Source organism: Sphaerimonospora mesophila (assembly GCF_001417795.1).
Lineage (GTDB): Bacteria > Actinomycetota > Actinomycetes > Streptosporangiales > Streptosporangiaceae > Sphaerimonospora > Sphaerimonospora mesophila.
Genome location: NZ_BCBX01000035.1, coordinates 187,369 through 211,633, shown reverse-complemented (window position 1 = coordinate 211,633; position 24,265 = coordinate 187,369). Strand labels below are relative to the sequence as shown.

At 73.7% G+C, this 24,265-nt stretch carries 10 protein-coding genes; 4 read left to right on the top strand and 6 right to left on the bottom strand.

Annotated elements, in window-relative coordinates:
* The first annotated feature begins 85 nt into the window (after nucleotides 1-85).
* Complete coding sequence (locus tag AP234_RS14765) at nucleotides 86-1,189, top strand: alanine racemase (RefSeq protein ID WP_200926522.1); 1,104 nt, start codon at nucleotides 86-88, stop codon at nucleotides 1,187-1,189.
* Here the strand turns inward: AP234_RS14765 and AP234_RS14760 are convergent.
* From AP234_RS14760 to AP234_RS14735, 6 genes are all read right to left on the bottom strand, one after another.
* Nucleotides 1,158-1,889 (bottom strand): ATP-binding cassette domain-containing protein, encoded by a 732-nt coding sequence (locus tag AP234_RS14760; RefSeq protein WP_055480226.1) that lies wholly within the window; start codon nucleotides 1,887-1,889, stop codon nucleotides 1,158-1,160. The genes AP234_RS14765 and AP234_RS14760 overlap by 32 nt on opposite strands.
* The gene (locus AP234_RS14755) at nucleotides 1,886-3,763 is read right to left on the bottom strand and encodes a dipeptide/oligopeptide/nickel ABC transporter permease/ATP-binding protein (RefSeq protein WP_055480225.1); all 1,878 of its coding nucleotides are present in this window, start codon (nucleotides 3,761-3,763) and stop codon (nucleotides 1,886-1,888) included. The genes AP234_RS14760 and AP234_RS14755 overlap by 4 nt, the downstream gene beginning before the upstream one ends.
* The gene (locus tag AP234_RS14750) at nucleotides 3,763-4,692 is read right to left on the bottom strand and encodes an ABC transporter permease (RefSeq protein ID WP_055480224.1); all 930 of its coding nucleotides are present in this window, start codon (nucleotides 4,690-4,692) and stop codon (nucleotides 3,763-3,765) included. The genes AP234_RS14755 and AP234_RS14750 overlap by 1 nt, the downstream gene beginning before the upstream one ends.
* Before the next feature lie 3 nt (nucleotides 4,693-4,695).
* Nucleotides 4,696-6,309, bottom strand: coding sequence for an ABC transporter substrate-binding protein (locus AP234_RS14745; protein WP_055480223.1), 1,614 nt, complete (start codon nucleotides 6,307-6,309; stop codon nucleotides 4,696-4,698).
* A gap of 489 nt (nucleotides 6,310-6,798) precedes the next feature.
* Complete coding sequence (locus tag AP234_RS14740; protein WP_152990416.1) at nucleotides 6,799-8,316, bottom strand: PucR family transcriptional regulator; 1,518 nt, start codon at nucleotides 8,314-8,316, stop codon at nucleotides 6,799-6,801.
* Nucleotides 8,317-8,348: 32 nt separating this feature from the next.
* Nucleotides 8,349-9,530: a pyridoxal-phosphate dependent enzyme gene (locus AP234_RS14735; protein ID WP_055480221.1), complete on the bottom strand. Its 1,182-nt coding sequence runs from the start codon at nucleotides 9,528-9,530 to the stop codon at nucleotides 8,349-8,351.
* Between the two features lie 182 nt (nucleotides 9,531-9,712).
* Here AP234_RS14735 and AP234_RS14730 point away from each other — a divergent pair, with 182 nt between their 5' ends.
* From AP234_RS14730 to AP234_RS37235, 3 genes are all read left to right on the top strand, one after another.
* The gene (locus AP234_RS14730) at nucleotides 9,713-11,263 is read left to right on the top strand and encodes an amidohydrolase family protein (protein ID WP_235558180.1); all 1,551 of its coding nucleotides are present in this window, start codon (nucleotides 9,713-9,715) and stop codon (nucleotides 11,261-11,263) included.
* Between the two features lie 270 nt (nucleotides 11,264-11,533).
* Nucleotides 11,534-20,785 carry a type I polyketide synthase gene (locus AP234_RS14725; protein WP_083502114.1) on the top strand — a complete coding sequence of 3,084 codons (9,252 nt, stop codon included), beginning with the start codon at nucleotides 11,534-11,536 and terminating at the stop codon, nucleotides 20,783-20,785.
* Nucleotides 20,782-24,265 (top strand): type I polyketide synthase (locus AP234_RS37235; protein WP_200926521.1); only part of this gene is annotated, 3,484 nt, incomplete at its 3' end. The genes AP234_RS14725 and AP234_RS37235, both read left to right, overlap by 4 nt.

The following is a 24,265-nucleotide window of genomic DNA, read 5'->3' as shown; positions in this document are numbered from 1 at the left end:
GTTTTGCTGAGCGCCCAATGACCGCCGCGGCATGTTGGCCCGTCAGCCAATGCGCGGCGGTGCCCGTTGCCACGATGCTCGCAGGGTGAGTCAAGGAATCGAGGTGCCGACGGGTGCGGCGGCCGTTCGCCTGCCGGAGGATCTGGACACGCCGGCGCTCGTCGTGGACGCGGCACGGATGGACGCGAACATTGCTCGGATGGCCGAGCGCGCCCGGGCGGCCGGGGTGGCCCTACGTCCGCATGCGAAAACGCATAAATGCGCACAGATCGCCCGTCGGCAGCTCGACCACGGGGCGAGTGGGCTGACCGTGGCGACGCTGAGCGAGGCCGAGTCGTTCGCGGCGGCGGGCTGCGACGACCTGTTCATCGCCTATCCCCTGTGGGCGGGCGGCCCCCGGGCGGCCCGGCTGCGCCGGCTGCACGAGGCCGTACGGCTCCGGGTGGGCGTGGACGGCGTCGCGGCGGCCGAGCGGCTCGCCACGGCCGTACGGGGGGCCGGTCCGCTCGACGTGCTGGTCGAGATCGACTGCGGTGGGCGCAGGACCGGCGTCCCGCCCGAGGCCGCCGCCGCCCTGGCCGCCGACTGCCTGCGGCTCGGCCTCAACGTGCTCGGCGCCTTCACCCATCCGGGGCACGCCTACGCCGCGCCCACGGCCGCCGGGTCGGCGGCCGAGGACGAGCGGGCCGCGCTGGCCGTCGCGGGCGTCGCGCTGGAGAAACTGCTCGGTCGCGCCCCGGTCCTGAGCGGCGGCTCGACGCCGACCGTGCTGGCCGGCGTGGCGGCACCGGTCACCGAGGCACGCCCCGGCACGTACGTCTTCGGCGACCGGCAGCAGACGCACCTGTCGGGGCTGCCGCGGCACGAGATCGCCCTGGTCGTGGCGGCCCGCGTGGTGAGCGCCCCGCGCCCCGGCGAGGTCGTGATCGACGCCGGGTCCAAGGCGCTGGCGAGCGACCGTCCGGCGTGGCTGGAGGGGTACGGCCTGCTGCTGGAGGCCCCCGACGCCGTCGTCGAGGCGGTCACCGAGGAGCACGCCGTGGTCCGGGGATGCGGTGACCGCCTCGCGGTCGGCGACCTCGTCGGCGTCGTGCCCAATCACGTGTGCACGGCCGTGAACCTCGGCACCCGGCTGACCGTCGTGGCCGACGGCGCGGTCATCGACGTGTGGCCCGTCTTTCCCCGCTGACCGGCAGGCGGTCGCCGATGCTGGGGACCGCCGCCATCAGGGCGCGCGTGTAGTCGTCGCGCGGGTTGTGGATCACCTCGTCGGCCGGGCCCACCTCGACGAGCCGGCCGCCGCGCATCACCGCGATCACGTCGGCGACGTAGCGTACGACCGCCAGGTTGTGGGAGATGAACAGCACGGTGAGCCCGAGCCTGGCGCGCAGGTCGCGGATGAGGTTGAGGATCGCGCCCTGTACGGACACGTCCAGAGCGGAGGTGATCTCGTCGGCGATGAGCAGTTCGGGACGGGCGCCGAGCGCGCGGGCGATCGCCACGCGCTGGCGCTGGCCGCCGGACAGCTCGCGGGGATATCGGGAGGCGACGGCCGGGTCGAGCGTCACCAGTTCGAGGAGCCGCCCGACCTCGGCCTCCCGCTCCCGGCGGGGCAGCCGCAGGCCCTCCGCGACGCTCGCCCCGATGGTCAGCCGCGGGTCGAGCGAGTGGTACGGATCCTGGAACACCATCTGGGTACGGCCCGGCGGGAGCCCGGTGATCGTGCCGCCGCTGACGGGGGCGAGGCCGACCAGCGCCCTGGCCAAGGTGGACTTGCCCGACCCCGACTCGCCGACGAGCCCCACGGCTCCGCCCGGCGGGATGTCCAGGCTCACGCCGTCGACGGCGGTGAACGAGCCGTACCGAACGGTCAGATCGGTGATGTTCACTTCGATGCCCTCCCTGCCGGGGCCGCGGCCTGGGGGTGCCAGCAGGCGAGACGCAGGCCCGGGCCGTGCTCTTCCAGCGGCGGTCGCCGCGCCGTGCACTCCGGGGTGGCGAAGCCGCAGCGTGACGCGAAGGCGCACCCGGCCATGTCGGTCGAGTCGGCCGCCGACGGCGGGCGGCCCGGGATCGTCGCGAGCGGCCGGTCGCGGTCGGTGCGCATGTCGGGCAGGCAGGCCACCAGTGCGCGGGTGTAGGGATGCGCGGGGTCCGACAGACGCTCGACCGGCAGCTCCTCGACCACCCGCCCCGCGTACATGACGACGACCCGGTCGCAGATCTGCGAGATCACCGCCATGTCGTGCGAGATGAACAGCGCGCCGGCGTCGGTCTCGGCGGTGACCTCGGCGAGCAGCTCGAGGATCTGACGCTGGACGGTGACGTCGAGCGCCGTGGTCGGTTCGTCGGCGATGAGCAGCCGCGGGGTGCCCATGATGCCCATCGCGATGATGGCGCGCTGCCGCATGCCGCCGGAGAACTGGTGCGGCCGCTGCCGGGAGCGCCGCTCCGGATCGGGGATCCGTACCCTGCGGAGCCGGTCGACGGCCCTGGCCAGGGCGGACCGCCGGGGCAGCCCCTCGTGCACGATCGGCACCTCGGCGAGCTGCGAGCCGACGGTGAGCGCCGGGTTGAGCGACGACATCGGGTCCTGGAAGACCATGGCCAGCGAGGTGCCGAGCAGCTTGCGCCGGGCGCCGCGGGAGAGCCGGTCGAGGTCGTGCCCGGCGACGGCCCGGTGCGCGGTGGTGACGACGCCCGGGTACGGCACCAGCCCGCTGATCGCGAGCGCGGTGAGGCTCTTGCCGCTGCCCGACTCTCCGACGACGCCGACGATCTCGCCGGGCCGCACCGTCAGCGACACGTCGTGCACCGGCCGTACGCCTCCGGGGAACGTGATGGTGAGGCCGCGCAGGTCCAGCGCGGCGGGAGTCTCCTCCGGGGAAGCGGCGGGTGCCGTCGCCGGGGTGGTGGCCGCCGGTGTCGCCGGCCGTACCGGTCGCTGCCGGCCCGCGTCCTTGGCCGCGACCCTGGCCAGGCTCTCGCCGAGCAGGTGGAAGCCGATGCCCGCAGCGGTGATGGCGATCGCGGGGGCCAGCGCGACCTCCGGGTTCACGTACACCCGGGGCAGCCCCTCCGACAGCATGCGGCCCCAGTCGTAGTCGGGCGCCTGCACGCCGAGACCGAGGAAGGAGAGCCCGGCCAGGCCGAGCAGGCTGGATCCGAGGATCATGGCGACGTTGAGGATCAGCGGCTCGGCCACGTTCGGCAGGATGTGCCGGGTGAGGACACGCCGGCGGGGCACCCGCAGCATCCGGGCCGCCGCGACGTAGTCGGAGCCAGCGACCGAGGCGGTGAGCGTGTGGGTCAGCCGGGCCAGGGCCGGGGCGGCGGCCAGGCCGATGCCGAACACCGCGCCGCGTGCGCCGAGGCCCAGCACGATCGTGGTGAACATCGCGAGCAGCATGCCGGGGAACGCCACCAGGGAGTCGATCAGACCGACCACGAACCGGGCGGCCCACCGGGGCAGCACCGTGGGCAGCGCGCCCAGCGGGATGCCGACGGCCGCGCCGATCAGCGTGGCGGCCAGGGCCAGGAGCAGCGACAGCCGGCCGGCGACGAGCACCCGGGCCAGGATGTCCCTGCCCAGGTTGTCGGTGCCGAGCGGATGGCCGGATGACGAGCCCTGGAGGATGTTCGCCGCGTCGATCCTGGCCGCGTCGTCGGCCCACAGCGGCGGGCCGACGACCGCGAGCACGACGAACGCGGTCACGAGCAGCAGCCCGGCCAGCCCGGCGGGAGAGCGCAGTATTCGCCGCATCAGCTCTCCCGGATCTGTGATCGGGGGTCGAGGAATGCCAGCACCAGGTCCACGACCAGGTTGACGAGCAGGACGATCGCGCCGTAGACGAGGATCGCCGCCTGCGCCACCGGATAGTCCTTGTCGATGATGGATTCGACGATCCGGGAGCCGATGCCCGGCCAGGCGAAGACGTACTCGACGACGACCGTCCCGGTGATCAGCGCGGAGAGCAGCAGCCCGCCGACGGTCAGCGTCGCCGTCAGCGTGTTGGGCAGCAGGTGGCGCAGATAGAGACGCCAGGCCGGAAGCCGTTTGGCGCGGGCCGAGCGCACGTAGTCCCGGCCCAGCTCGCGCAGCGTCTCGACGCGCACGAGCCGGGCCAGGACCGCGGCCGGTCCGACCGCCAGGGCGGCGACCGGCAGGACGTACGACTCGAACCCGCCCCTGCCCGCCGGGGGCAGCCAGCGCAGGTTCACGGCGAACACCACCACCAGTCCCACGGCCAGGAGGAAGTCGGGGATGGTGCCGAGTGCCCCCGACACGCCGGTGAAGGTCAGCTCGCTGCCCCGGTTGCGTCCGTTCTCTGTCCGTACGGCCAGCAGCATGCCGAGCGGCACGGCGATGAGAAGGGCGACGGCGACGGCGAGGGCGGCCAGTTCGAGCGTGCTGGTCAGCCGGGCCGAGATGATCTCGGTGACCGGCTGACGCGAGGTGAAGGAGATGCCGAGGTCGCCCGAGAACACGCCCCGCAGGTATCGGAAGAACTGGGCCGTGATCGGATCGTCGAGGCCGAGTTCGGCCCGGCGCTGGTTCACCAGCTCGACCGGCGCCGTCGGCCCGAGCGCGGCCCGGATCGGGTCGCCGGGCACCATGTGGATCATCGCGAACGACGCCACCAGCAGCACCAGCATCGAGGAGACGAACCTCACGAGGCGTCTGGCGACCATCGATCAGTCCTTCAACATCCGGGTGAGGGTCGGCTGCGCCAGCCCGCCCGGCATGAACATCTCGGCGTTCTTCGTCGCGAGCAGTTGGGTCTCCTCCGCCACCGGCACCACGTCGAAGTCGTCGAAGAGCGCCGACTCGGCCTGCGCCCAGGCGTCGCATCCGCCCTTGTCCGGGAGCAGTTCCGCGGCCTTGCCGGTCTGCTCGGTGTACTTCGCGTTCTGGATGTTGGCGAAGTTGGAGCCGTCGGGGACCGTGGGGCCGGACAGGTAGCCGGTGAGCTGCGAGGGCAGGCTGACCCCGATCGGCACGGTGGAGACGTCCCAGTCGCCGGTCTTGAACAGCGCGTCGCTCCACGCGCCGCCGGCCGAGCCCTTGATCTCCACCGCCACGCCGATCTTCTGCCAGGCGTCGGCCTGATACTCGGCGCCGGCCTGCGCGCCCGCGCCGAAGTCGCTGTTGTAGATCAACTTGATGGCGAGGGGCTTGCCGTCCTTCTCCCTGGTCCCGTTCGCGCCGGCCTTCCACCCGGCCGCGTCCAGGGCGGCCTTCGCCGCCTCCGGGTCGTACGTCGGTCGATGGCCGGTGACGCTGTCGACCCGGCACGGCCGGGGCGAGAGGGTGGTCATGCCGGTGGACTGGGCGCCCGTGCCCTGGGTGGAGATCTTCGCCAGCTCGTCCAGGTTGAGCGCCTGGCTCAGCGCCTTGCGCACCGCCGGGTCGGCGCCGGGCCGTCCCTTGCCCTGGTTGTAGAAGAACTCGCTGTTGCCGCCGGGCAGGATGGTCTTGATGATTCCCGGCATGCTCTCCACCCGGGCGCGGTCGGCGCCGGTGAAGACGGCCGCGTTGATGCTCCCGGTCAGCAGCAGGTTCGCGGCGGTCGACTCGTTGGGGACCACCTTGAGCACGACCGTCTGGGGGATGCCGGGGTCCGCGGTTCCACTGCCGCCCGGCCCCCAGGCGTACCCGTCGCGCACCTTGAGCGTGTAGTGGTCGTTCGGCACCGATTCGATCAGTTCGTACGGCCCCGAGCCGGAGGTGGACTTGGCGAGCATGGCCGGGTCGGCCAGGCCCTTGCGGCACACGATGAAGATGGCCACGGTGCTGTGCAGGAGGAAGGGGCTCGCCTTCGGGGTGCTCAGCGTCACGGTGCCCGCCGCGTCGTCGGCCTCGGCCTTCACCCCGGCCGGGATCAGCACGCCGAGCAGCGGCGACTTCGTCTCCGGGTCGGCCACATGGTTGATGCTGTTGGCCACCTCGGCCGGACCGAGCGGCGACCCGTCGGCGCAGGTGACGTTCTTCCTGAGCGTGAACGTCACCGACGAGGGCTCGACCTGCCAGCTTTCCGCCAGCCCGGGGACGAGATCGCCGTCCCTGCCGATGTAGGTGAGCGTGTCGTAGGTGTAGGACAGCAGCAGGTTCGTGCTGCCTTGTACGGCTGTCGCCGGGTCGAGTGCACCCGGGTCACCGGTGATGGCCATCGTGAACGTGGCGTTCTCGGCGTATTCGGCGGGCGCGGCGGACCCGCCGTCGGACGGCTGGGCGGAACCGCCTCCACCGCACGCGCTCAGAGCCAGCGCGGAAGAGGCGAAAAGAGCGAGGATCGCCGGTTTCTTCAATTGTCACTCCGAACAGGCCTGGGCAGGTACCCGATGGTCCGGGCACGAACGGCGCGGTAAAGACACGACCAGGATGGTCGCCGTTCGGAGGCCCGTCTTCGGGAGGGCGCACAAGATGGGCCACCGTGATTGTGAGCTTGGCCAAGCCGACATGCGTTCACCGGCATCGAGGGAGCGGAGCGAGGACCGCACGCCGGGCCCCGCTGGGTGGTCCGGTGATCGTGGGTCGGTGTGGCGGGGAGCGGAGCGGGAGGGAGCGAGGACCGCATGTCGGGGTGCGGCTGGGGGTGGTCCGGTGATCGTGGGCCGGTGTGGCGGGGAGCGGAGCGGGAGGGAGCGAGGACCGCACGCCGGGCCCCGCTCGGCGGGGCCTGGCAGCGGACCGGAGCTTCCTCCCGGCGCATTCTCGGGCCCCGCGGAAATTCCGAGCCTGCGAGGAATTTTCGTGGGTGGAGCGACCGACCTCGCCAAGGTTTTGTGGACACCCCCTCACCCGAAGTCGGCCAGCCGCATCTGCAGGTGCAGCAGCAGGCGTTCGTCTGGCTGGTCGAGGTGCAGTCCGAACAGGCTGCTCGCGCGGGCGATCCGATAGCGGAACGTGTTGGGGTGGACGTGCAGCCGGGCCGCTGCCGCTGCCACGTCGCCACCGGCGTCGAACCAGGCCCGGAGCGTGGGCAGGTAGGCGGTGTCGTGTTCGCCGTCGTACTCGGCGATCCGCATCGCGATCCCGGACTGGAGCGCCTCGATGTCTCGGGTCGCGTCGGCCACCTCGGCGAGCAGCAGGGCGTCGCGTTCGTCGTCCACGTGCGCGATGTCGCCCTGACCGGAACCCTCGGCGCGTACGCGCAGGGCGAGCAGCCGGTCCAGCCGGAGGCGGGTCCGGGCGAGGTCTTCGACCCGGTCGACGGGGTCGCTGACGGCGACGGTGCCCCTGGCCGCCTGGTCGCCGGGCGGCGCCAGGCGGGACACGACCGCGCGGAGCTGGGCGTCCAGCCGGACCCTGCCGGCGTCGGGCAGCAGCGCGTACACCCGGCCGTCGATGGCGGCCGCGAGGCCGTACCCCTGGAAACGCTGCGCCTGGAGGCTCAGCACGTCGGACAGGCGGGCGTCGAGGAGTTCGCGGTCGCCGGCCTGCTCCCCGCGGCTGAACGCGACGAGCACGGTGGGGCCGGGCAGCGCGTATCCGAGGGCCCGGCCGGCCGACCCCGGCCGGTCGAGGAGTTGGCGGAGGAGATGTCCGCGGGTCTCCCGGTCGCGGGAGGCGAAATGATCCTGGTGGGCCAGGCAGGCGGCGACCACGTCCGCCGAGCGCAGCAGGATCTCGTCGGCGTCGGGGTTGAGCGTGTCCCTGGTGCCCATGACCCAGATCGATCCCAGCGGCTCGCCGCCCGAGCGTACGGCGATCGCGAGCCGTGCCGTGCTCTCCCTGCCGCCGGGGAACTCGGTCACGCCCGCGCTCCGCCACAGCGTCGCGTACCAGTCCTCCCGCTCGGCGTGGTCCGGGACGGCGCGGTCGAGGATGCCCTGCCGGCGTACGTCGTCGAGGGGCTGACCGGGGATCGTGCTGAACGCGATGACCCGGCGGCCCACGTCCTCGATCGAGACGGCGCCGCCCAGCGCAGCCGCGAGCGCGTCGGCGATCTGGAAGGCGTCGTGCCCGGCGAGCCGTCCGAAGGAGTCGCGCAGCGCCAGCTTGATCCGGTCGTAGATGTCGCTCCAGCGCGCGTCGTCCGGCGCGACGAACACGGCCTGGTCCTGGCGCGCGTTCACCAGCGTCTTGGCCGCCTGCGACTCGCGTACCGCGATGGCGACGCAGGACGGGAGACCGGCGTCGGGGTCGGCGCACAGCGCGAACTGGTCCGGGTCGGGCTCGGGGTCGCCGGGGGAGTGGACGATGACGTCACGGACCATGGCGTTCGGTTCCGGAACCCGCACGGGGCGCAGTGCGGCGGTGTTCAGGACGGCGCCGAACTCCTCGACCGATGCGCCGCAGAACGTCTCGATCACCGGTCCCATGATACGGATTTGCCGGATGAATGTCATTGATAGTCGCTTTTACTCCGGTTTGACCCGTTAGGTGGGTGACGGGCCGCCGGGTTCGTGCCCTGATCCGCCCACCGAATTTCCCCGGTGGCTCCCCCCGCGGCTCCCCCCGTGGTTCCCCCTGTGGTTCCCCCCGTGGTTCCCTCTGTGCCGACGCACAGCACGACTCCGCCGCCGTCGCCGAGCCGTACGGCGTCGCGCAGCGGGCCGCAGTCGGCCGCACCGGTGAGGCGGTGCAGGGCGGCCAGGGTGGCGGCGCCGCAGAAGCCGATGTCCAGCCCCAGTGCGGCGAGCTCCCGCGTGGCCGAGCCCACCTCGTCGTCGCCCACCGCGATCGTGCCGGTCAGGCCGTCGCGGAGGGTCGGCCAGGCGGGGGCCGACGGGGTGCCGCAGTTGAGGCCGGCCATGACGGTGCCCGGGGTCGGCACATTGACCGGGCGGCCGGCGCGCAGCGACTCGGCCACGCACGCGGCCGTCACCGGTTCCACCCCGATCACGGCCGGGCCGTACGCCTTCGGAGCCTCGTGTACGGCCCAGCGGACCGCGGCCGCGGCCAGGGAGCCGACGCCGACGGGGACGAGCACGATGTCGACCGGCTCGGTCAACTCGGCCGTGATCTCGCGGAACAGGGTGGCGTAGCCGTCGATGACCCACTCGGCCGACGGCACACCCGGCGCCGGCGAGAAGTCGGCGATCAGTGCCCTGCCGGGTGCGCCGCCGTCGCGCTCGGCGGTCGCCGCCGCGTCGTCGTAGGACCCGGCCGTGACGATCACCTCGGCCCCCTCGCCCGCGATCAGGCGGGCGCGCTCGGCGCCGACGGCGGCGGGCAGGTGGATCCGGCAGGCGAGCCCGAGCCGGGCGGCGCAGCGGGCCACCGCCCGGCCGTGGTTGCCCGCGCTCGCGGCGACCAGCGTCCGGGTGCCGGGATGGCGGCGCAGCGTCTCCTCCACCGCCCACGACGCCCCGAGGAACTTGAAGGCGGGCAGGCCGAAGCGGTCCGACTCGTCCTTCATGACGACGGCCCGCCGGTTCTGACCTCCGGTGATGTCCGGCAGTCGCCGCAGTGGCGTGGGGGCGTACCCCTCGAGTCCCCGGTGGAAGGCGGTGACCTCGGGGCCGGGCGGCGGGGCGACGCGCTCGGGGCGGAGGTGCGGGTTGACGACGGCGAGGGCCTGCATGATGGCAAGTCTCGGCCATGCGGGTCGGAGAACGCGTTGTGCCGGAGGACGAAGCCGTGACCGGGCGTTTGTCCGGCCGGCCGCAATCGCCGGGGCCGGTTGTCGCTTTCCGACGATGAGCGGCTTCGGAGCGGCCGCATAGCGTTTCCGGCATGACCTCTCCCCACTTGTCGAATCCCCACATGCCGAATCCCCACATGTCGAAGCCGTCGTCCGTGCCGTCGTTCGAGCCGTCGTACGGGCGCCCGTCGGAGTCGCCGTCGAGGCTGCTGCTGCGCAACGCCCGGGTCGGGCTCGGCGGCCCGGTGCGGCACGTCTCGATCATGGGCGGCCGGGTGACCGCCATCCGGGACGAGCCGCCCGGCCCGGCCGAGACCGAGGGCGCGGAGAACGTCGATCTCCAGGGTGCGACCCTGCTACCCGGACTGTGGGACGCGCATGTGCACTCCGTTCAGTGGGCCAGGGCCCGCCGCCGGATCGATCTCGGCGGCGCTCGGTCGGCCGGGGAGGCGGCCCGGCTCGTCCGGCCGCACCTGCGGCCCCCGGGGGCGGGCGGCGGGCCGAGCGGCGGGCTGGTCGAGGGGTTCGGCTTCCGCGACGCCCTGTGGCCGGACCGGCCGGACAAGTCGCTGCTCCCCGCGGACCGTCCGATCGTGCTGATCAGCAACGATCTCCACACGGTCTGGCTCAGCCAGGCCGCGCTCGCCCTCATCGGCAGGGGCGACCATCCGACCGGGGTGCTGCGCGAGAGGGAGTGCTACGACGCGCTGGCCGCGCTGCCGCCGCCTCCGCGCGAGGTGATGGACGGGTGGGTCGCCGAGGCGACCGTCGCCGCCGCGCGTCTCGGCGTGATCGGGGTGCTGGACTTCGAGTTCGCCGACAACGTGACGGAATGGTCGCGGCGCGTCCGAGAGGAGCACGTCGCCGTGCGGGTCGTCTGCTCGATCCCCGGGCACCGGCTGGACGACGCGATCGCCGGAGGGCTGCGTACGGGCGACCCGGTGCCGGATTCCGGCGGACTGCTGGAGGTCGGCCCGGTGAAGATCTTCGTCGACGGCTCGCTCAACACCCGCACCGCCTACTGCGACGAGCCGTACTCGGGCTCGGGCGACCTCGGGCGGCTGGAGACACCGCCGGAGGAGCTGGTCGCGACGATGACGCTCGCCGCCCGGCACGGCCTCCAGCTCGCCGTGCACGCCATCGGCGACCATGCGTCCTCGATCGCGCTCGACGCCTTCGACGCCGTCGGGTGCCCCGGGCGCATCGAACACGCCCAGCTCGTCCGCGCCGCCGACTTCGCCAGATTCGCCCGGCCCGGTCTGGTCGCCGGGGTGCAGCCGGCACACGCCCCGGACGACCGCGAGGTCGCCGATGTCCACTGGCGCGGCCGGACGTCCCGGGCCTACGCCTACGCCGACCTGCTCGCGGCGGGTGCGGCACTGGAGCTCGGCTCCGACGCCCCGGTCGCGCCGCTCGACCCGTGGGACGGCATCGCGTCGGCGGTGACCAGGACGGACGACGAGCGCCCGGCGTGGCATCCCGAGCAGGCCGTTCCGCTCCGGGCGGCGCTCGCCGCCGCGGCCCGGGGGCGCTCGGCGGTGCGGGAGGGCGACCCGGCCGACCTGATGATCCTGGAGCGGGACCCGTCCCTCCTCTCGCCCGCGGAGCTGCGCCGCCCGCGGGTGCTCGGCACTCTCCTGGCCGGCCGGTGGACGCACCGGGAATCGCTGTGAGCCTGCGGCGCCACGCACGCCGAGCGGGAGAGGAATGGAGAAAATACTACTTTCGGCATAGACAGCAACATAAGCCGTAAACCGGGCATCAAGTTATTCTTGACCACATTCGACTAAATCGTGCATGAAGTTCCACAAAAACTGTCGAGAGTCGTCCCCGTAACCCGTAATTTCGTAACTAAAGATGTTTAGGATGGATCAGGCCCTACTGTGTCCTGGTTTCGGGGGAATTTGTGCGCGGTATATCGCCTGTGGCGGGAGTCTTCCCCCATGAGTGAATGGGCGGGGCAAGACGTGGTCGCGGTGGTGGGCATGTCCTGCCGCTTCCCCGGGGCTTCGGACGTGAACGCGTTCTGGGAGCTGTTGCGTGACGGCGTCGACGCCGTCACGGACATGCCCGCAGAACGGTGGGAGACAGAGCCGGGGTTCGCCGCGTTATCGGACGAGGCCCGGCGCGGCGGGTTCCTGGAACATGTCGACCGGTTCGACGCCGGCTTCTTCGGCATCTCGGCGCGGCAGGCGGCGACCATGGATCCGCGCCAACGGCTGCTGCTGGAACTGAGCTGGGAGGCATTCGAGGACGCCCGGGTGCCGCCCGACCGTCTCAGGGGCGGCCGGGCCGGAGTCTTCGTCGGCGCGATCTGGGACGACTACGCCGCGCTGGCCCACCGGCACGAGGCCGCCACCGGCTCGCCGTACGCGATGACCGGCCTGCACCGCGGCATCCTCGCCAACCGGATCTCCTACGTCTTCGGCCTGCGCGGGCCGAGCCTCGTCGTGGACACGGCCCAGTCGTCCGCCCTGGTCGCCGTGCACTTCGCGGTCGAGAGCCTGCTGCGCGGAGAGTGCGACATCGCGCTGGCCGGTGGGGCGAACCTGGTGCTCGCCCCGGAGAGCGCGGCCACCTCGGCGGCCTTCGGCGGGCTGTCGCCGAGCGGGCGCTGCGCGACCTTCGACGCCTCGGCCGACGGGTACGTGCGCGGCGAGGGCGGCGGTCTGGTCGTGCTCAAGCCGCTGGCGCGGGCGCTGTCGGACGGCGACAGGATCCACTGCGTGATCCTCGGCGGCGCCGTCAACAACGATGGCGGCGGGGAGACGCTCACCACCCCCGACCGGGACGCGCAGGAGGACGTCATCCGGCGGGCACATGCCTCGGCGCGGGTGCGGCCCGCCGACGTGCAGTACGTCGAACTGCATGGCAGCGGCACCTTCGTCGGCGACCCGGTCGAGGCGGCCGCGCTCGGCGCGGTGTTCGCCGGCCACGACGGGCACGCGGTGCGCGTCGGGTCGGTCAAGACCAACATCGGGCATCTGGAGGGGGCGGGGGGCATCGCCGGGCTGCTGAAGACCGCGCTGTGCCTCCGGCACCGGCGGCTCGTGCCCAGCCTGCACTTCCGGGACGCCGGGCCGCGCATCCCACTCGACGAGTTCGGGCTCCGGGTGCAGACCGAGACCGGGCCGTGGCCGGACGAGGACCGGCCGCTGGTGGCCGGAGTGAGCTCCTTCGGCATGGGCGGGACGAACTGCCATCTCGTGCTCGCCGAGCCGCCCACACCTGTGGACGACGCCGCGCTTGCGGACGCCGTGCCTGTGGAAACCGTGCCTGTGGAAGCCGGGCCGGTCGCGCGGCCGACGCCGTGGCCGGTGTCGGCGCGGAGCCGGGCGGCGCTGCGCGGGCAGGCGGACCGGCTGCTCGCCCATCTGCCCGGCCACCGTGACCTGGACGTGGGGTTCTCGCTCGCCACCACCCGCTCGGCCTTCGAGCATCGCGCGGTGCTCCTCGCCCCCGACCGCGCCGGATATGAGCGGGGGCTCGCCGCCCTCGCGGCGGGGCTGCCCGCGCCCGGCCTGGTGGAGGGCGTCGCGGGCGGCGGCGAGGTCGCCTTCGTGTTTCCCGGGCAGGGCTCGCAGTGGGTGGGGATGGCCCTTCCGCTGCTGGCCGCCTCCCCGGTCTTCCGTGACCTGATGACCACCTGCGCCGAGGCCCTCGACCCCTACCTGGACCGGCCGCTGCTTGACGCGCTCGGCGATCCGGCCGCCCTGGAGCGGGTGGACATCGTGCAGCCCGCGCTGTTCGCGGTGATGGTCGCGCTGGCCGGGCTGTGGCGCTCCTACGGGGTGGAGCCGAGCGTCGTGACCGGGCACAGCCAGGGAGAGGTCGCCGCCGCCCACATCGCGGGCGCGCTCACCCTGCCGGACGCCGCCCGCGTCATCGCCCTGCGCAGCCGGGCGCTCGTGGCGCTGGCCGGCCGTGGCGCCATGGCCTCGGTGGCGCTCCCGGCCAGGGAGGTCGCGGCCCGGCTGCGCGCGTTCGAGGGCCTGGCCATCGCCGCCGTCAACGGGCCGAACGCGGTCGTCGTCTCCGGCGAACCCGACGCGGTGGCCGCCTTCGTGGCGGCGTGCGAGGCCGACGGCGTTCGCGTGCGCCGCGTCGCCGTCGACTACGCCTCGCACTCCCCGCAGGTCGAGGCCGTACGCGCCGATCTGCTCGACGCCCTCGGCTCGATCAGGCCGGCCCCGGCCCGCGTTCCGTTCCACTCCGCCGTCACGGCCGGACCGCTGCCCGGCGAGGAGTTGACGGCCGACTACTGGTATCGCAACCTCCGGCAGGAGGTCCGCTTCGAACAGACCGTGCGCGGCATCGGAGCCGACGTACTGATCGAGGTCAGCCCCCACCCCGTGCTCACTGGCGCGCTGCAGGACACCGTCCCGGAGTCGGCCGTCCTCGGCACGCTGCGCCGGGACGAGGGCGGCCTGGACCGCTTCCTCACCTCGCTCTCGGAGGCGTACGTGGCGGGAGCGGCGGTGGACTGGGCGCGGTGTTTCACCGGCACCGGGGCGCGGGTGATCGACCTGCCGACGTACGCCTTCCAGCGGGAGCGGCACTGGCTCGAGCCGGGGCGGCGCCGGGAGCCCGGCACGGCGGAGCCCGTCGAGCGGGCCGGTACGGCCACGCCGGCCGCCGCAGCGCCGCCGCTGCGGCAGGACGCGACCGAGGTGGTGCGGGCGCATGTGGCGGCCGTGCTGGGTCACCACGAGCCCGCGACCGTGGACATGGACCGGGCGTTCAAGGAGTTGGGGTTCGACTCCCCGATGACGGTCGACCTGCGCAACCGGCTGGTCGCGGCGACCGGTGTGCGGCTGGGCAACTCCGCGCTGTTCGACCATCCGACGCCCGCCGCGCTCGCCGCGCACCTTGCCGCGCACCCGGGCACCGCGGCCGATCAGGTGGCGGGACCGGTCCAGGAACACGCGCCGGCGAGCACACGCGATGAAGCGGTCGCGCCCGGCGAGCCGATCGCGATCGTGGGCATGGCCTGCCGCCTCCCGGGCGGCGTGACCAGCCCGGACGAGCTGTGGGAGCTGGTGCGCGACGGGCGCGACGCCACCTCGGAGTTCCCCGGCGACCGAGGCTGGGACCTGGCCGGCCTGTTCGACCCCGATCCCGATCGCCCGGGTGCCACCTACACGCGGCGCGGCGGCTTCCTGCACGACGCCGGGGAGTTCGACGCCGGGCTGTTCGGGATCTCACCGCGCGAGGCGCTGGCGATGGACCCGCAGCAGCGGCTGCTGCTCGAACTCGCGTGGGAGTCCTTCGAACGCGCCGGCGTCGATCCGAGGTCGTTGAGCGGCAGCCGTACCGGCGTCTTCGTCGGCGCCATGGCCACCGACTACGGCCCCCGCCTGCACGAGGCGACCGGGAGCCTCGCGGGCTACGGCCTCACCGGCACCGCGGGCTCCGTCGTCTCCGGCCGGATCGCGTACGCCTTCGGCCTCGAGGGCGCCGCGCTCACCGTGGACACGGCGTGCTCCTCGTCGCTGGTCGCGATCCACCTCGCCGTGCGCGCGCTGCGGCAGGGAGAGTGCGCGCTCGCTCTCGCCGGCGGCGCGACCGTCATGTCCACGCCCGGGATGTTCGTGGAGTTCAGCAGGCAGCGGGGGCTCGCACCGGACGGCCGGTGCAAGCCGTTCTCCGCCGCGGCGGACGGCACCGCCTGGGCGGAGGGCGCCGGCATGCTCGTCCTGGAACGGCTCTCCGACGCCCGCCGCCACGGGCACCGGGTGCTGGCGGTGATCAGGGGGACGGCGGTCAACTCCGACGGCGCGTCCAACGGGCTGACCGCCCCCAGCGGGCTGTCCCAGCAGCGGGTGATCCGCCAGGCGCTCGCCGACGCCCGGCTGCTGCCCGCCGACCTCGACGCCGTCGAGGCGCACGGCACCGGGACCGCGCTCGGCGACCCGATCGAGGCCGAGGCGCTGATCGCGGCGTACGGCCGGGAGCGGGACCGGCCGCTCTGGGTGGGCTCGCTCAAGTCGAACGTCGGGCATGCCCAGGCCGCCGCCGGGGTGGCCGGAGTCATCAAGATGGTGCTCGCCATGCGGCACGGTGAGCTGCCGAGGTCCCTGCACGCGGACGTGCCGACGCCGCACGTGGACTGGTCCGCCGGCGCGGTCGAGCTGCTCACCGAGGCGCGCCCGTGGCCGCGGGCCGGCGCACCACGCAGGGCGGCGGTCTCCTCCTTCGGCATCAGCGGCACCAACGCCCACCTGATCCTGGAACAGGCCGATGGGCCGGAAACCACGCGGGAGGCGCCGGCCGGGCCGGTGCCGTGGGTGCTGTCGGCGCCGGAGGAGGCCGCGCTGCGCGAGCAGGCGGCGCGGCTGCTGACCGTCGCCGACCATCCTCGGCCCGCGGACGTGGGCCGCACTCTCGGCACGGCACGCACCGCGTTCGGTCACCGGGCGGCAGTGGTCGCCGCCACTCCGGAGGAGCGTCGCGACGCCCTGCACGCGCTCGCGGCGGGCGGCGAATCGCCCCGCCTGCTCCGCTGCGCCGGCACACCCGGCGGGCTCGCCTACCTGTTCACCGGCCAGGGCGCGCAGAGACCGGGCATGGGCCGGGGACTGTACGAGACGTTCCCCGCGTTCGCGCGGGCGCTCGACGCCGTGTGGGCCGGACTGGACGGCCTGCTGGACCGCCCGTTGCGCGAGGTGATGTTCGCCGAGCCCGGCACTGCCGAAGCCGCGTCGCTCGACCAGACCGTTTACACCCAGGCGGCCCTGTTCGCGCTCGAGGTGGCGGAGTTCCGGCTGCTGGAGGCGTGGGGGATGCGGCCCGCCGCGCTGGCCGGGCACTCGATCGGCGAGCTGGCCGCCGCGCACGTCGCCGGGGTGCTCGACCTCGCCGACGCCTGCCGCCTGGTCGCCGCGCGCGGGCGGCTCATGCAGGCGCTGCCGGTCGGCGGGGCGATGGTGGCCGTGGCGGCGGGCGAGGAGGAGGTCGCCGCGCTGCTCCCCGACGGTGTGGCGCTCGCCGCTGTCAACGGTCCAGAGGCCGTGGTGATCTCCGGCGACGAGCCCGGCGTCCTCGACGTGGCCGCGCACTTCACGGCGCTTGGCCGCAGGACCCGGCGGCTGCGCGTCAGCCACGCCTTCCATTCACCCCTGATGGAGGGCATGCTCGCCGACTTCCACGCGGCCGCCAAGGAGTCGGCGTACGCGCCGCCGCGCATCCCGATCGTGTCCACCGTCACGGGCGGCGAAGCCGACCTCGCCGATCCGGCGTACTGGGTGCGGCAGGTGCGCGAGCCGGTCCGCTTCGCCGCGGCCGTGCGGCGACTGTACGACGACGGCGCGCGTACCTTCGTCGAGCTGGGTCCCGACGGCGTCCTGGCCGCGCTCGGCCCCGCCTGCGCGGGCGAGGACGCGGCGTTCCTGCCGGTGCTGCGTGCGGAGCGGTCCGAGGCCGACACCGTCGCCGCCGCTGTGGCGCACGCCCACACCCGCGGCGCCGCCGTCGACTGGGGCGCCTACTTCGCGGGCGCCCGGCTCACCGAACTGCCGACGTACCCCTTCCAGCGGCGGCGCTACTGGCTCGCGCCCGGAGGCGCCGACACCGGCCACCCCTTCCTCGGCGAGCCCGTCCTCGTAGCGGCCACCGGGGAGACGCTGTTCACCGGGAAGCCGTCCCGGCGGACCCACCCGTGGCTCGCAGATCACGTCATCGGCGGCACGGTGCTGCTGCCGGGCGCCGCCCTGCTGGAGATGGCGCTGTACGCCGGTGGCCGGCTCGGCTGCCCTGACGTGGCCGAGTTGACCCTGGAGGCGCCGCTCCCGCTGCCCGAGGACGGCGACGTCACGCTCCAGCTCGCCGTCGGCCCCGCCGACGACACCGGTCGGCGTCCGCTCGCGTGCTACGCCCGGCACGGCGACGCCGGCGACTGGACCAGGCACGCCACCGGCACCCTGGCCCCCGCCGACGGCCCTCCCGCCCCGGCGGAGCCCCCGGTTCGTACGGTCGCCGGGGAGGCGGACGCCCTCGACGCGACGGAGGCGTACCACAGGCTCGCCGCGCGCGGCTACGGCTACGGCCCGGCCTTCCGCGGTCTGCGTGCGGCCGGTCTGGACGGCGAGGCCGTACACGCGGAGGCGGCACTGCCCGACGGGCTCGCCGCCTCCGGCTTCGGCCTGCACCCGGCTCTGCTGGACGCCGCCCTGCACGCCTCGATCCTGCACGGGGCGGACGGGGCGGGGGACGTCGGCGGCGTTCCGGTGGTGCCGTTCGCCTTCGAGCGTGTCTCCCTGCACCGGACGGGCGCGCGCGAGCTGCGGGTGCGGGTCACGCAGGCCGGAGCCGGTGCCGTCTCGATCGTGCTGGCCGACGAGCACGGCCGCCCCGTGGGCGTCATCGGCTCACTCGTGCTGCGCGCCGCCTCGGCGCAGAGCGCACCGCCGGACGCCCTGTTCACGGTGGAGTGGACGCGGGTGCCGGTCCCGGCGGGAGACGCCCCCGCCCCTCGCGTCGAGCATGTGCCGTACACGGAGGGCGTGCCGGACGCCGCGGCCGTACACGCGGTCGCCCGGCACGGCCTGGCACTGGTGCGCGCCGCCGTGTCGGACGACCGCGGCGGCGACGACCGGCCGCTGGTGCTGGTCACCCGTGGCGCGGTCGCCGTCGACGACGACGAGGACCTGGCGGACCCTGCGGCGGCCACCGTGTGGGGCCTGGCGCGTTCCGCGCAGACCGAGCACCCCGGACGTGTCGTGCTCGTGGACACCGATGGGCACGAGGCGTCCGAGCGCGCGCTCGCCGCCGCCGTGGCCACCGGCGAGCCCCAGCTCGCGCTGCGCGCGGGGGTGGTCCACGTGCCGAGGCTCGCCCGCCCGGGCCACACCGGTGCGAGCCGCGGCCTGCACCCGCCCGGCGGCGCCGCGCACTGGCGGCTCGCCCGGGACGGGAGCGGCACGCTGGAGGGCCTGTCCCTCGTCCCCGACCCGGAGGCCGACACCCCGCTCGCCCCCGGCCAGGTGCGGATCGGGGTCCGCGCTGCCGGGGTCAACTTCCGCGACGTGATGCTCGCCCTGGGCCTCTATCCCGAAGACCCCGGCGGCTCCGGTGGCGGCGCCCTCGGCCTGGAAGGGGCCGGGGTCGTCACCGCGGTCGGTCCCGGCGTCGACGCGTACGCCCCCGGCAACCGGGTCATGGGCGTCTTCTCCCATGCCTTCGCCACCACGGCGGTGACCGACGAGCGCATGATCGTACGCGTCCCGGACGGATGGTCGTACGCACGGGCGGGCACCGTCCCCATCGCGTTCCTCACCGCCTACCACGCGCTGGTCGAGCTGGCCGGGCTGCGTGCGGGCGAGAGCGTGCTGATCCACTCGGCGGCCGGCGGCGTCGGCATGGCCGCGGTCCAGATCGCCCGGCATATCGGCGCCGAGGTGTACGCCACGGCGAGCCCCGGCAAATGGGACGCGGTGCGCGCCCTCGGCATCCCCGACTCGCACCTGGCGTCCTCCCGCACGGCCGAGTTCGAGCGGCGCTTCGGCGTCGCGAGCATGGACGTGGTGCTCAACTCGCTCGCCGGCGAGCTGGTGGACGCCTCGCTGCGGCTGCTCCGTCCCGGGGGCCGGTTCGTGGAGATGGGCAAGACGGACCTGCGAGACCCGGCCGGGCATCCGCATCTGCGCTATCGGGCGTTCGACCTGCTCGACCTCGATCCCGAGCACATCGGCCGCCTGCTCCGCGACGTGATGGCACTGTTCGAGCGGGGCGCGCTGACCCCGCTGCCCGTCGCCACCTGGGAGCTGCGCCGGGCGCAGGACGCGTTCCGACACATGAGCCAGGCACGGCACACGGGCAAGGTCGCGCTCGTGACGCCCGCGCGGCCCGGCCCCGGCGACGTGGTCCTCATCAGCGGCGGCACCGGCGCGCTCGGCCGCGCACTAGCCCGGCACCTGGTCACCCGCCACGGCGTGCGCCGGGTGATTCTGGCCGGTCGGCGCGGGGCCGAACCGAATGGTGACGCACCGGACCGTTATGCGCCGGACGCGCAGGTGCCGTCCGTGGCGGTGCCGGACGCGCAGGTGCCGTCCGTGGCACTGCCGGGGGCCGAGGTCACCGTGGCGGCCTGCGACGTCGCCGACCCGGTCGCACTCGCGGCGCTCCTGACCGAGCATCGGCCGACCGTCGTCGTCCACGCCGCGGGCGTTCTGGACGACGCCACGATCACCCGGCTCACCCCGGAACGGCTGGACGCCGTGCTCCGGCCCAAGGTCGACGGCGCGCTCAACCTGCATCGGGTGACCGACGATCTGTCCGCGTTCGTGCTCTACTCCTCGGCCATGGCCACGCTCGGCGGGGCCGGCCAGGCGGCGTACGCGGCGGCCAACGCCTTCATCGAGGCACTGGCCCGCCACCGGCGGGCGCGCGGTCTCCCGGCGACGGCCCTGGCCTGGGGACCCTGGACCGAGGGCATGACCACCACGCTCACCGTCGCCGACCGCTTCCGGATGTCCCGCACGGGCCTGGCCCCGTTGTCCACGGCCGAGGGGCTCGGCCTGTTCGACCACGCCATTGCCCTGGACGAGCCGGTCGCCCTGCCCGCCCGCCTCGACCTCGCCGCCGTGCGGGCGCTCGGCGCGGACGCGGCACCGATCTTCCGCGCCCTGGCGCCCGTGGCCGTACGGACACAGTCCCCGCAGGCGGACGCGCCGCTCGCCGAGCGGCTGGCCGCGCTCGACGCCGACGCCCGCGTCCGTACGGTCCTGGACCTGATCGGCGCCCAGGCCGCGATCGTGCTGGGGCACGAGAGGACGGGGGCGATCGACGCCGAGACGCCGTTCAAGGAGCTGGGCTTCGACTCGCTCACCTCCGTCGAGCTGCGCAACCGGCTCGGCGCGGCCACCGGCCTGCGCCTGCCCGCCGCCCTGCTGTTCAACCACCCGACGCCCGCGGCCCTGGCCCGGCACCTGATCGCCGAGCTGACGCCCGACGCGCCCAACCCGGGAGCCACCCTGCTCGCCGATCTGGACCGCCTGGCCGCCGCCCTGGTCGATTCGCCGACCGACGCGGCCCTGCGCGCCGATGTCGCCGCCCGCCTCAAGGCCCTGTCGGCTCAGGTGGCGGCCTGGCCCGAGGCGTCGCCGTCCGACGACGGGGAAGACGCCGAGGTCGCCGGACGACTCCAGACGGCCTCGGTGGCCGAACTGCTCAGCTTTATCGACGAGGAACTCGGATGAACACCGGCATTTCAGGTTCGGGGGACGGGCGGATGGCGGACAACGAGCAGGTCGTTGAGTATCTGAGACGGGTGACCGTCGAGCTGCACGAGACGCGCAAGCGGCTGCGTGAGCTGGAGGACCGCGACCGGGAGCCGATCGCGATCGTGGGGATGGCGTGCCGGTTCCCGGGTGGGGTGTCGTCGCCGGAGGGGTTGTGGGAGCTGGTCGTGTCGGGGCGGGACGCGATCGGGGAGTTTCCACAGGACCGGGGTTGGGATGTGGAGGGTCTGTTCGATCCTGATCCGGATCGGGTGGGGAAGAGTTATGTGCGGGTGGGGGGGTTCCTGGAGGATGCGGCGGGGTTCGATGCCGGATTTTTCGGGATCTCACCGCGTGAGGCGTTGGCGATGGATCCGCAGCAGCGGTTGCTGTTGGAGACGTCGTGGGAGGCGCTGGAGCGGGCCGGCATCGACCCGACGTCGGTGCGCGGCAGCCGTACCGGCGTCTTCACCGGCGCAATCGCGCAGGACTACGCCGCACCGCTCTACGACGCGCCGGAGGGATTCGAAGGGCATCTGCTGACCGGCACGACGGCGAGCGTGGTGTCCGGCCGGGTGGCCTACGCCCTGGGTCTGGAGGGGCCCGCCGTGACCGTGGACACGGCGTGTTCTTCGTCGCTGGTCGCGCTGCACCAGGCGGTGGGTGCGCTGCGCGCCGGCGAGTGCTCCATGGCCCTGGTCGGCGGCGTCACGGTGATGCCCAACCCCGGAATGTTCATCGAGTTCAGCCGGCAGCGGGGGCTGGCGCCCGATGGACGGTGCAAGTCGTTCGCGGCGGCCGCGGATGGTACGGCCTGGGCCGAGGGCGTGGGCGTGCTGGTGGTGGAGCGGTTGTCGGATGCGCGTCGCAACGGGCATCGGGTGCTTGCCGTGGTGCGTGGCAGTGCGGTGAATCAGGACGGTGCGTCGAATGGTTTGACGGCGCCGAACGGTCCGTCGCAGGAGCGGGTGATCGGTCAGGCGCTGGCCAACGCTGGGCTGTCGCCGGTGGACGTGGATGTGGTCGAGGCGCACGGCACGGGGACCACGCTCGGCGACCCCATCGAAGCCGAGGCCCTGATCAACGCGTACGGCCGGGGCCGGGAGCATCCGCTGCTGCTGGGCTCGCTCAAGTCGAACATCGGGCACAGTCAGGCGGCCGCAGGAGTCGGCGGCGTCATCAAGATGGTCGAGGCGATGCGGCACGGGGTGGCGCCGAAGACGTTGCACGTGGATGCGCCGTCGCCGCACGTGGACTGGTCGTCGGGGTCGGTGGAGCTGCTGATCGAGGCGCGGGAGTGGCCGGAGACCGGTCGTCCGCGCCGGGCCGCGGTCTCCTCCTTCGGCATCAGTGGCACCAACGCGCATGTGGTGATCGAGCAGGCCCCCGCCGAGACCGAGACCGAGACCGAGACCGAGACCGCGCCCGATCCAGAGCGCGGGCCGGTGCCGGTGGTGGTGTCGGCGCGTGATGAGGGTGCGTTGCGTGCGTTGGCGGCGGGTCTGGTGCCGGTGGCCGAGGAGCATGGGGTGGCTTCGGTGGCGGCGGGGCTGGCCTCGCGGGCGGTGTTCGAGCACCGGGCCGTGGTGGTGGACGGTGTGGCGGGGTTGCGTGCTCTGGCTGATGGGGGTGAGTCGCCGGGTCTGGTGCGGGGGGTCGCTTCCCAGGCGACGGTGCGTCCGGTGTTGGTGTTTCCGGGTCAGGGGTCGCAGTGGGCGGGGATGGGTGCGCGGCTTCTTGCGGAGTGTCCGGTGTTCGCCGAGCGGGTGGCGGAGTGTGGTGCTGCGCTTGGGCGGTTTGTGGATGTCGATGTGGTGGGGGTGTTGCGGTCGGGGGTGGTGCCGGAGCGGGCCGAGGTGGTTCAGCCGGTGCTGTGGGCGGTGATGGTCGGTCTGGCTGAGACGTGGCGGTGGCTGGGGGTGGAGCCTGCTGCGGTGATCGGGCATTCGCAGGGGGAGATCGCTGCTGCGGTGGTGTCGGGGGCGTTGTCGCTGGCCGATGGTGCGGCGGTGGTGGCGTTGCGCAGTCGGGCGTTGGGGGCTCTGTCGGGGTCGGGGGCGATGGCCTCGATCGCGGCTCCGGCCGAGCAGGTGGACGATCTTCTGAGCCGTTATCCCGGGGTGGAGATCGCGGTGGTGAACGGTCCGGCCGCGACGGTGGTCTCGGGCCCGGTGGCGGCGGTCGAGGCTCTGGTGGCCGGGTGTGAGGCGCAGGGGTTGCGGGCGCGGCGGATCGCGGTGGATTACGCCTCGCATTGTGCGTTGGTGGAGCCGATCGAGGAGCAGGTTCGGGCGATCGAGGTGGCTCCGCGGTCGGCGGGGGTGCCGTTCTACTCCACGGTCACGGGTGGTCTGGTGGACACCGCGATGTTGGACGGGGGGTATTGGTATGCGAATCTGCGGGGTCGGGTGCGGTTCGCCGAGGCGGTGGCGGCTGCGCGGGCGGCGGGGCATCGGGTGTTCATCGAGGTCAGCCCGCATCCGGTGCTGACGATGTCGATTGCGGACATCGAGGATGCGGTGGCGGTGGGCACGCTGCATCGTGATCAGGGGGGTCTGGACCGGTTCCTGTTGTCGGCGGGTGAGGCGTTCGTCGCGGGCGTTCCCGTCACCTGGCCGAAGATCGACGCCACACCGGCCGAGCTGCCGACGTACCCCTTCCAGCACCGGCGCTACTGGCTGGAGACCACGTCGGCGACGGGCGAGCTCGACCCCGACGAGGCGCGGTTCTGGCATGCGGTCGAGCACGAGGATCTGCCGGCTCTGCGCGAGAGCCTGGGCCTCGACGACGACACCGCCCTGCGTGACGCGCTGCCCGCCCTGGCCACCTGGCGCAGGGGACGCCGGGCCAGGTCCACGGTGGACGCCTGGCGGTACAAGATCTCTTGGTTGGAGACGCCGGAACCCGCCGACACCCCGGCGCTGACCGGCACCTGGCTGGTCGTCGTACGGGACGGCGCAGAGCCGACCACCTTCGTCGTGGACGTGTTGAGGCGGCACGGGGCGACGCCCGTGGTGACCCCCCTGCCGGTACGGGAGCGACTGGAAACGACGGGGGAGATCGGCGGTGTGGTGTCCCTGCTCGACGCCGGGGACACGCTCACGCTGCTGCGTGCGCTCGACGAAGCGGGGACGGACGCCCCGTTGTGGCTGGTCACCAGGGGCGCCGTCGCCGTCGGCGATGAGGTGGTGCGCGCTCCGGCCGAGGCCGCAGTGTGGGGCCTCGGCCGGGTGATCGGGCTGGAGCGACCCGCCCGCTGGGGCGGCCTGGTGGACCTGCCGGAGATCCTGGACGCCGCAGCGGGGTCTCGCCTCGCCGCCGTGCTCGCGGGGACCTCCGGCGAAGACCAGGTCGCGATCCGGCCGGGCGCGACCCTGTCCACCGGCTGTTGGGCCCGCAGGCTCGTGCACGCCTCCCTCGACGGTGCTTCTCCCGCCCGCGCCTGGCTCCCGGAGGGGA

What these genes read in the sequence shown, in the direction of transcription:
- AP234_RS14755 (WP_055480225.1), bottom strand. Translation starts at nt 3,763, where the DNA reads ATGCGGCGAATACTGCGCTCTCCCGCCGGGCTGGCCGGGCTGCTGCTC.
- AP234_RS14750 (WP_055480224.1), bottom strand. Translation starts at nt 4,692, where the DNA reads ATGGTCGCCAGACGCCTCGTGAGGTTCGTCTCCTCGATGCTGGTGCTG.
- AP234_RS14735 (WP_055480221.1), bottom strand. Translation starts at nt 9,530, where the DNA reads ATGCAGGCCCTCGCCGTCGTCAACCCGCACCTCCGCCCCGAGCGCGTC.
- AP234_RS14730 (WP_235558180.1), top strand. Translation starts at nt 9,713, where the DNA reads ATGCCGAATCCCCACATGTCGAAGCCGTCGTCCGTGCCGTCGTTCGAG.
- AP234_RS14725 (WP_083502114.1), top strand. Translation starts at nt 11,534, where the DNA reads ATGAGTGAATGGGCGGGGCAAGACGTGGTCGCGGTGGTGGGCATGTCC.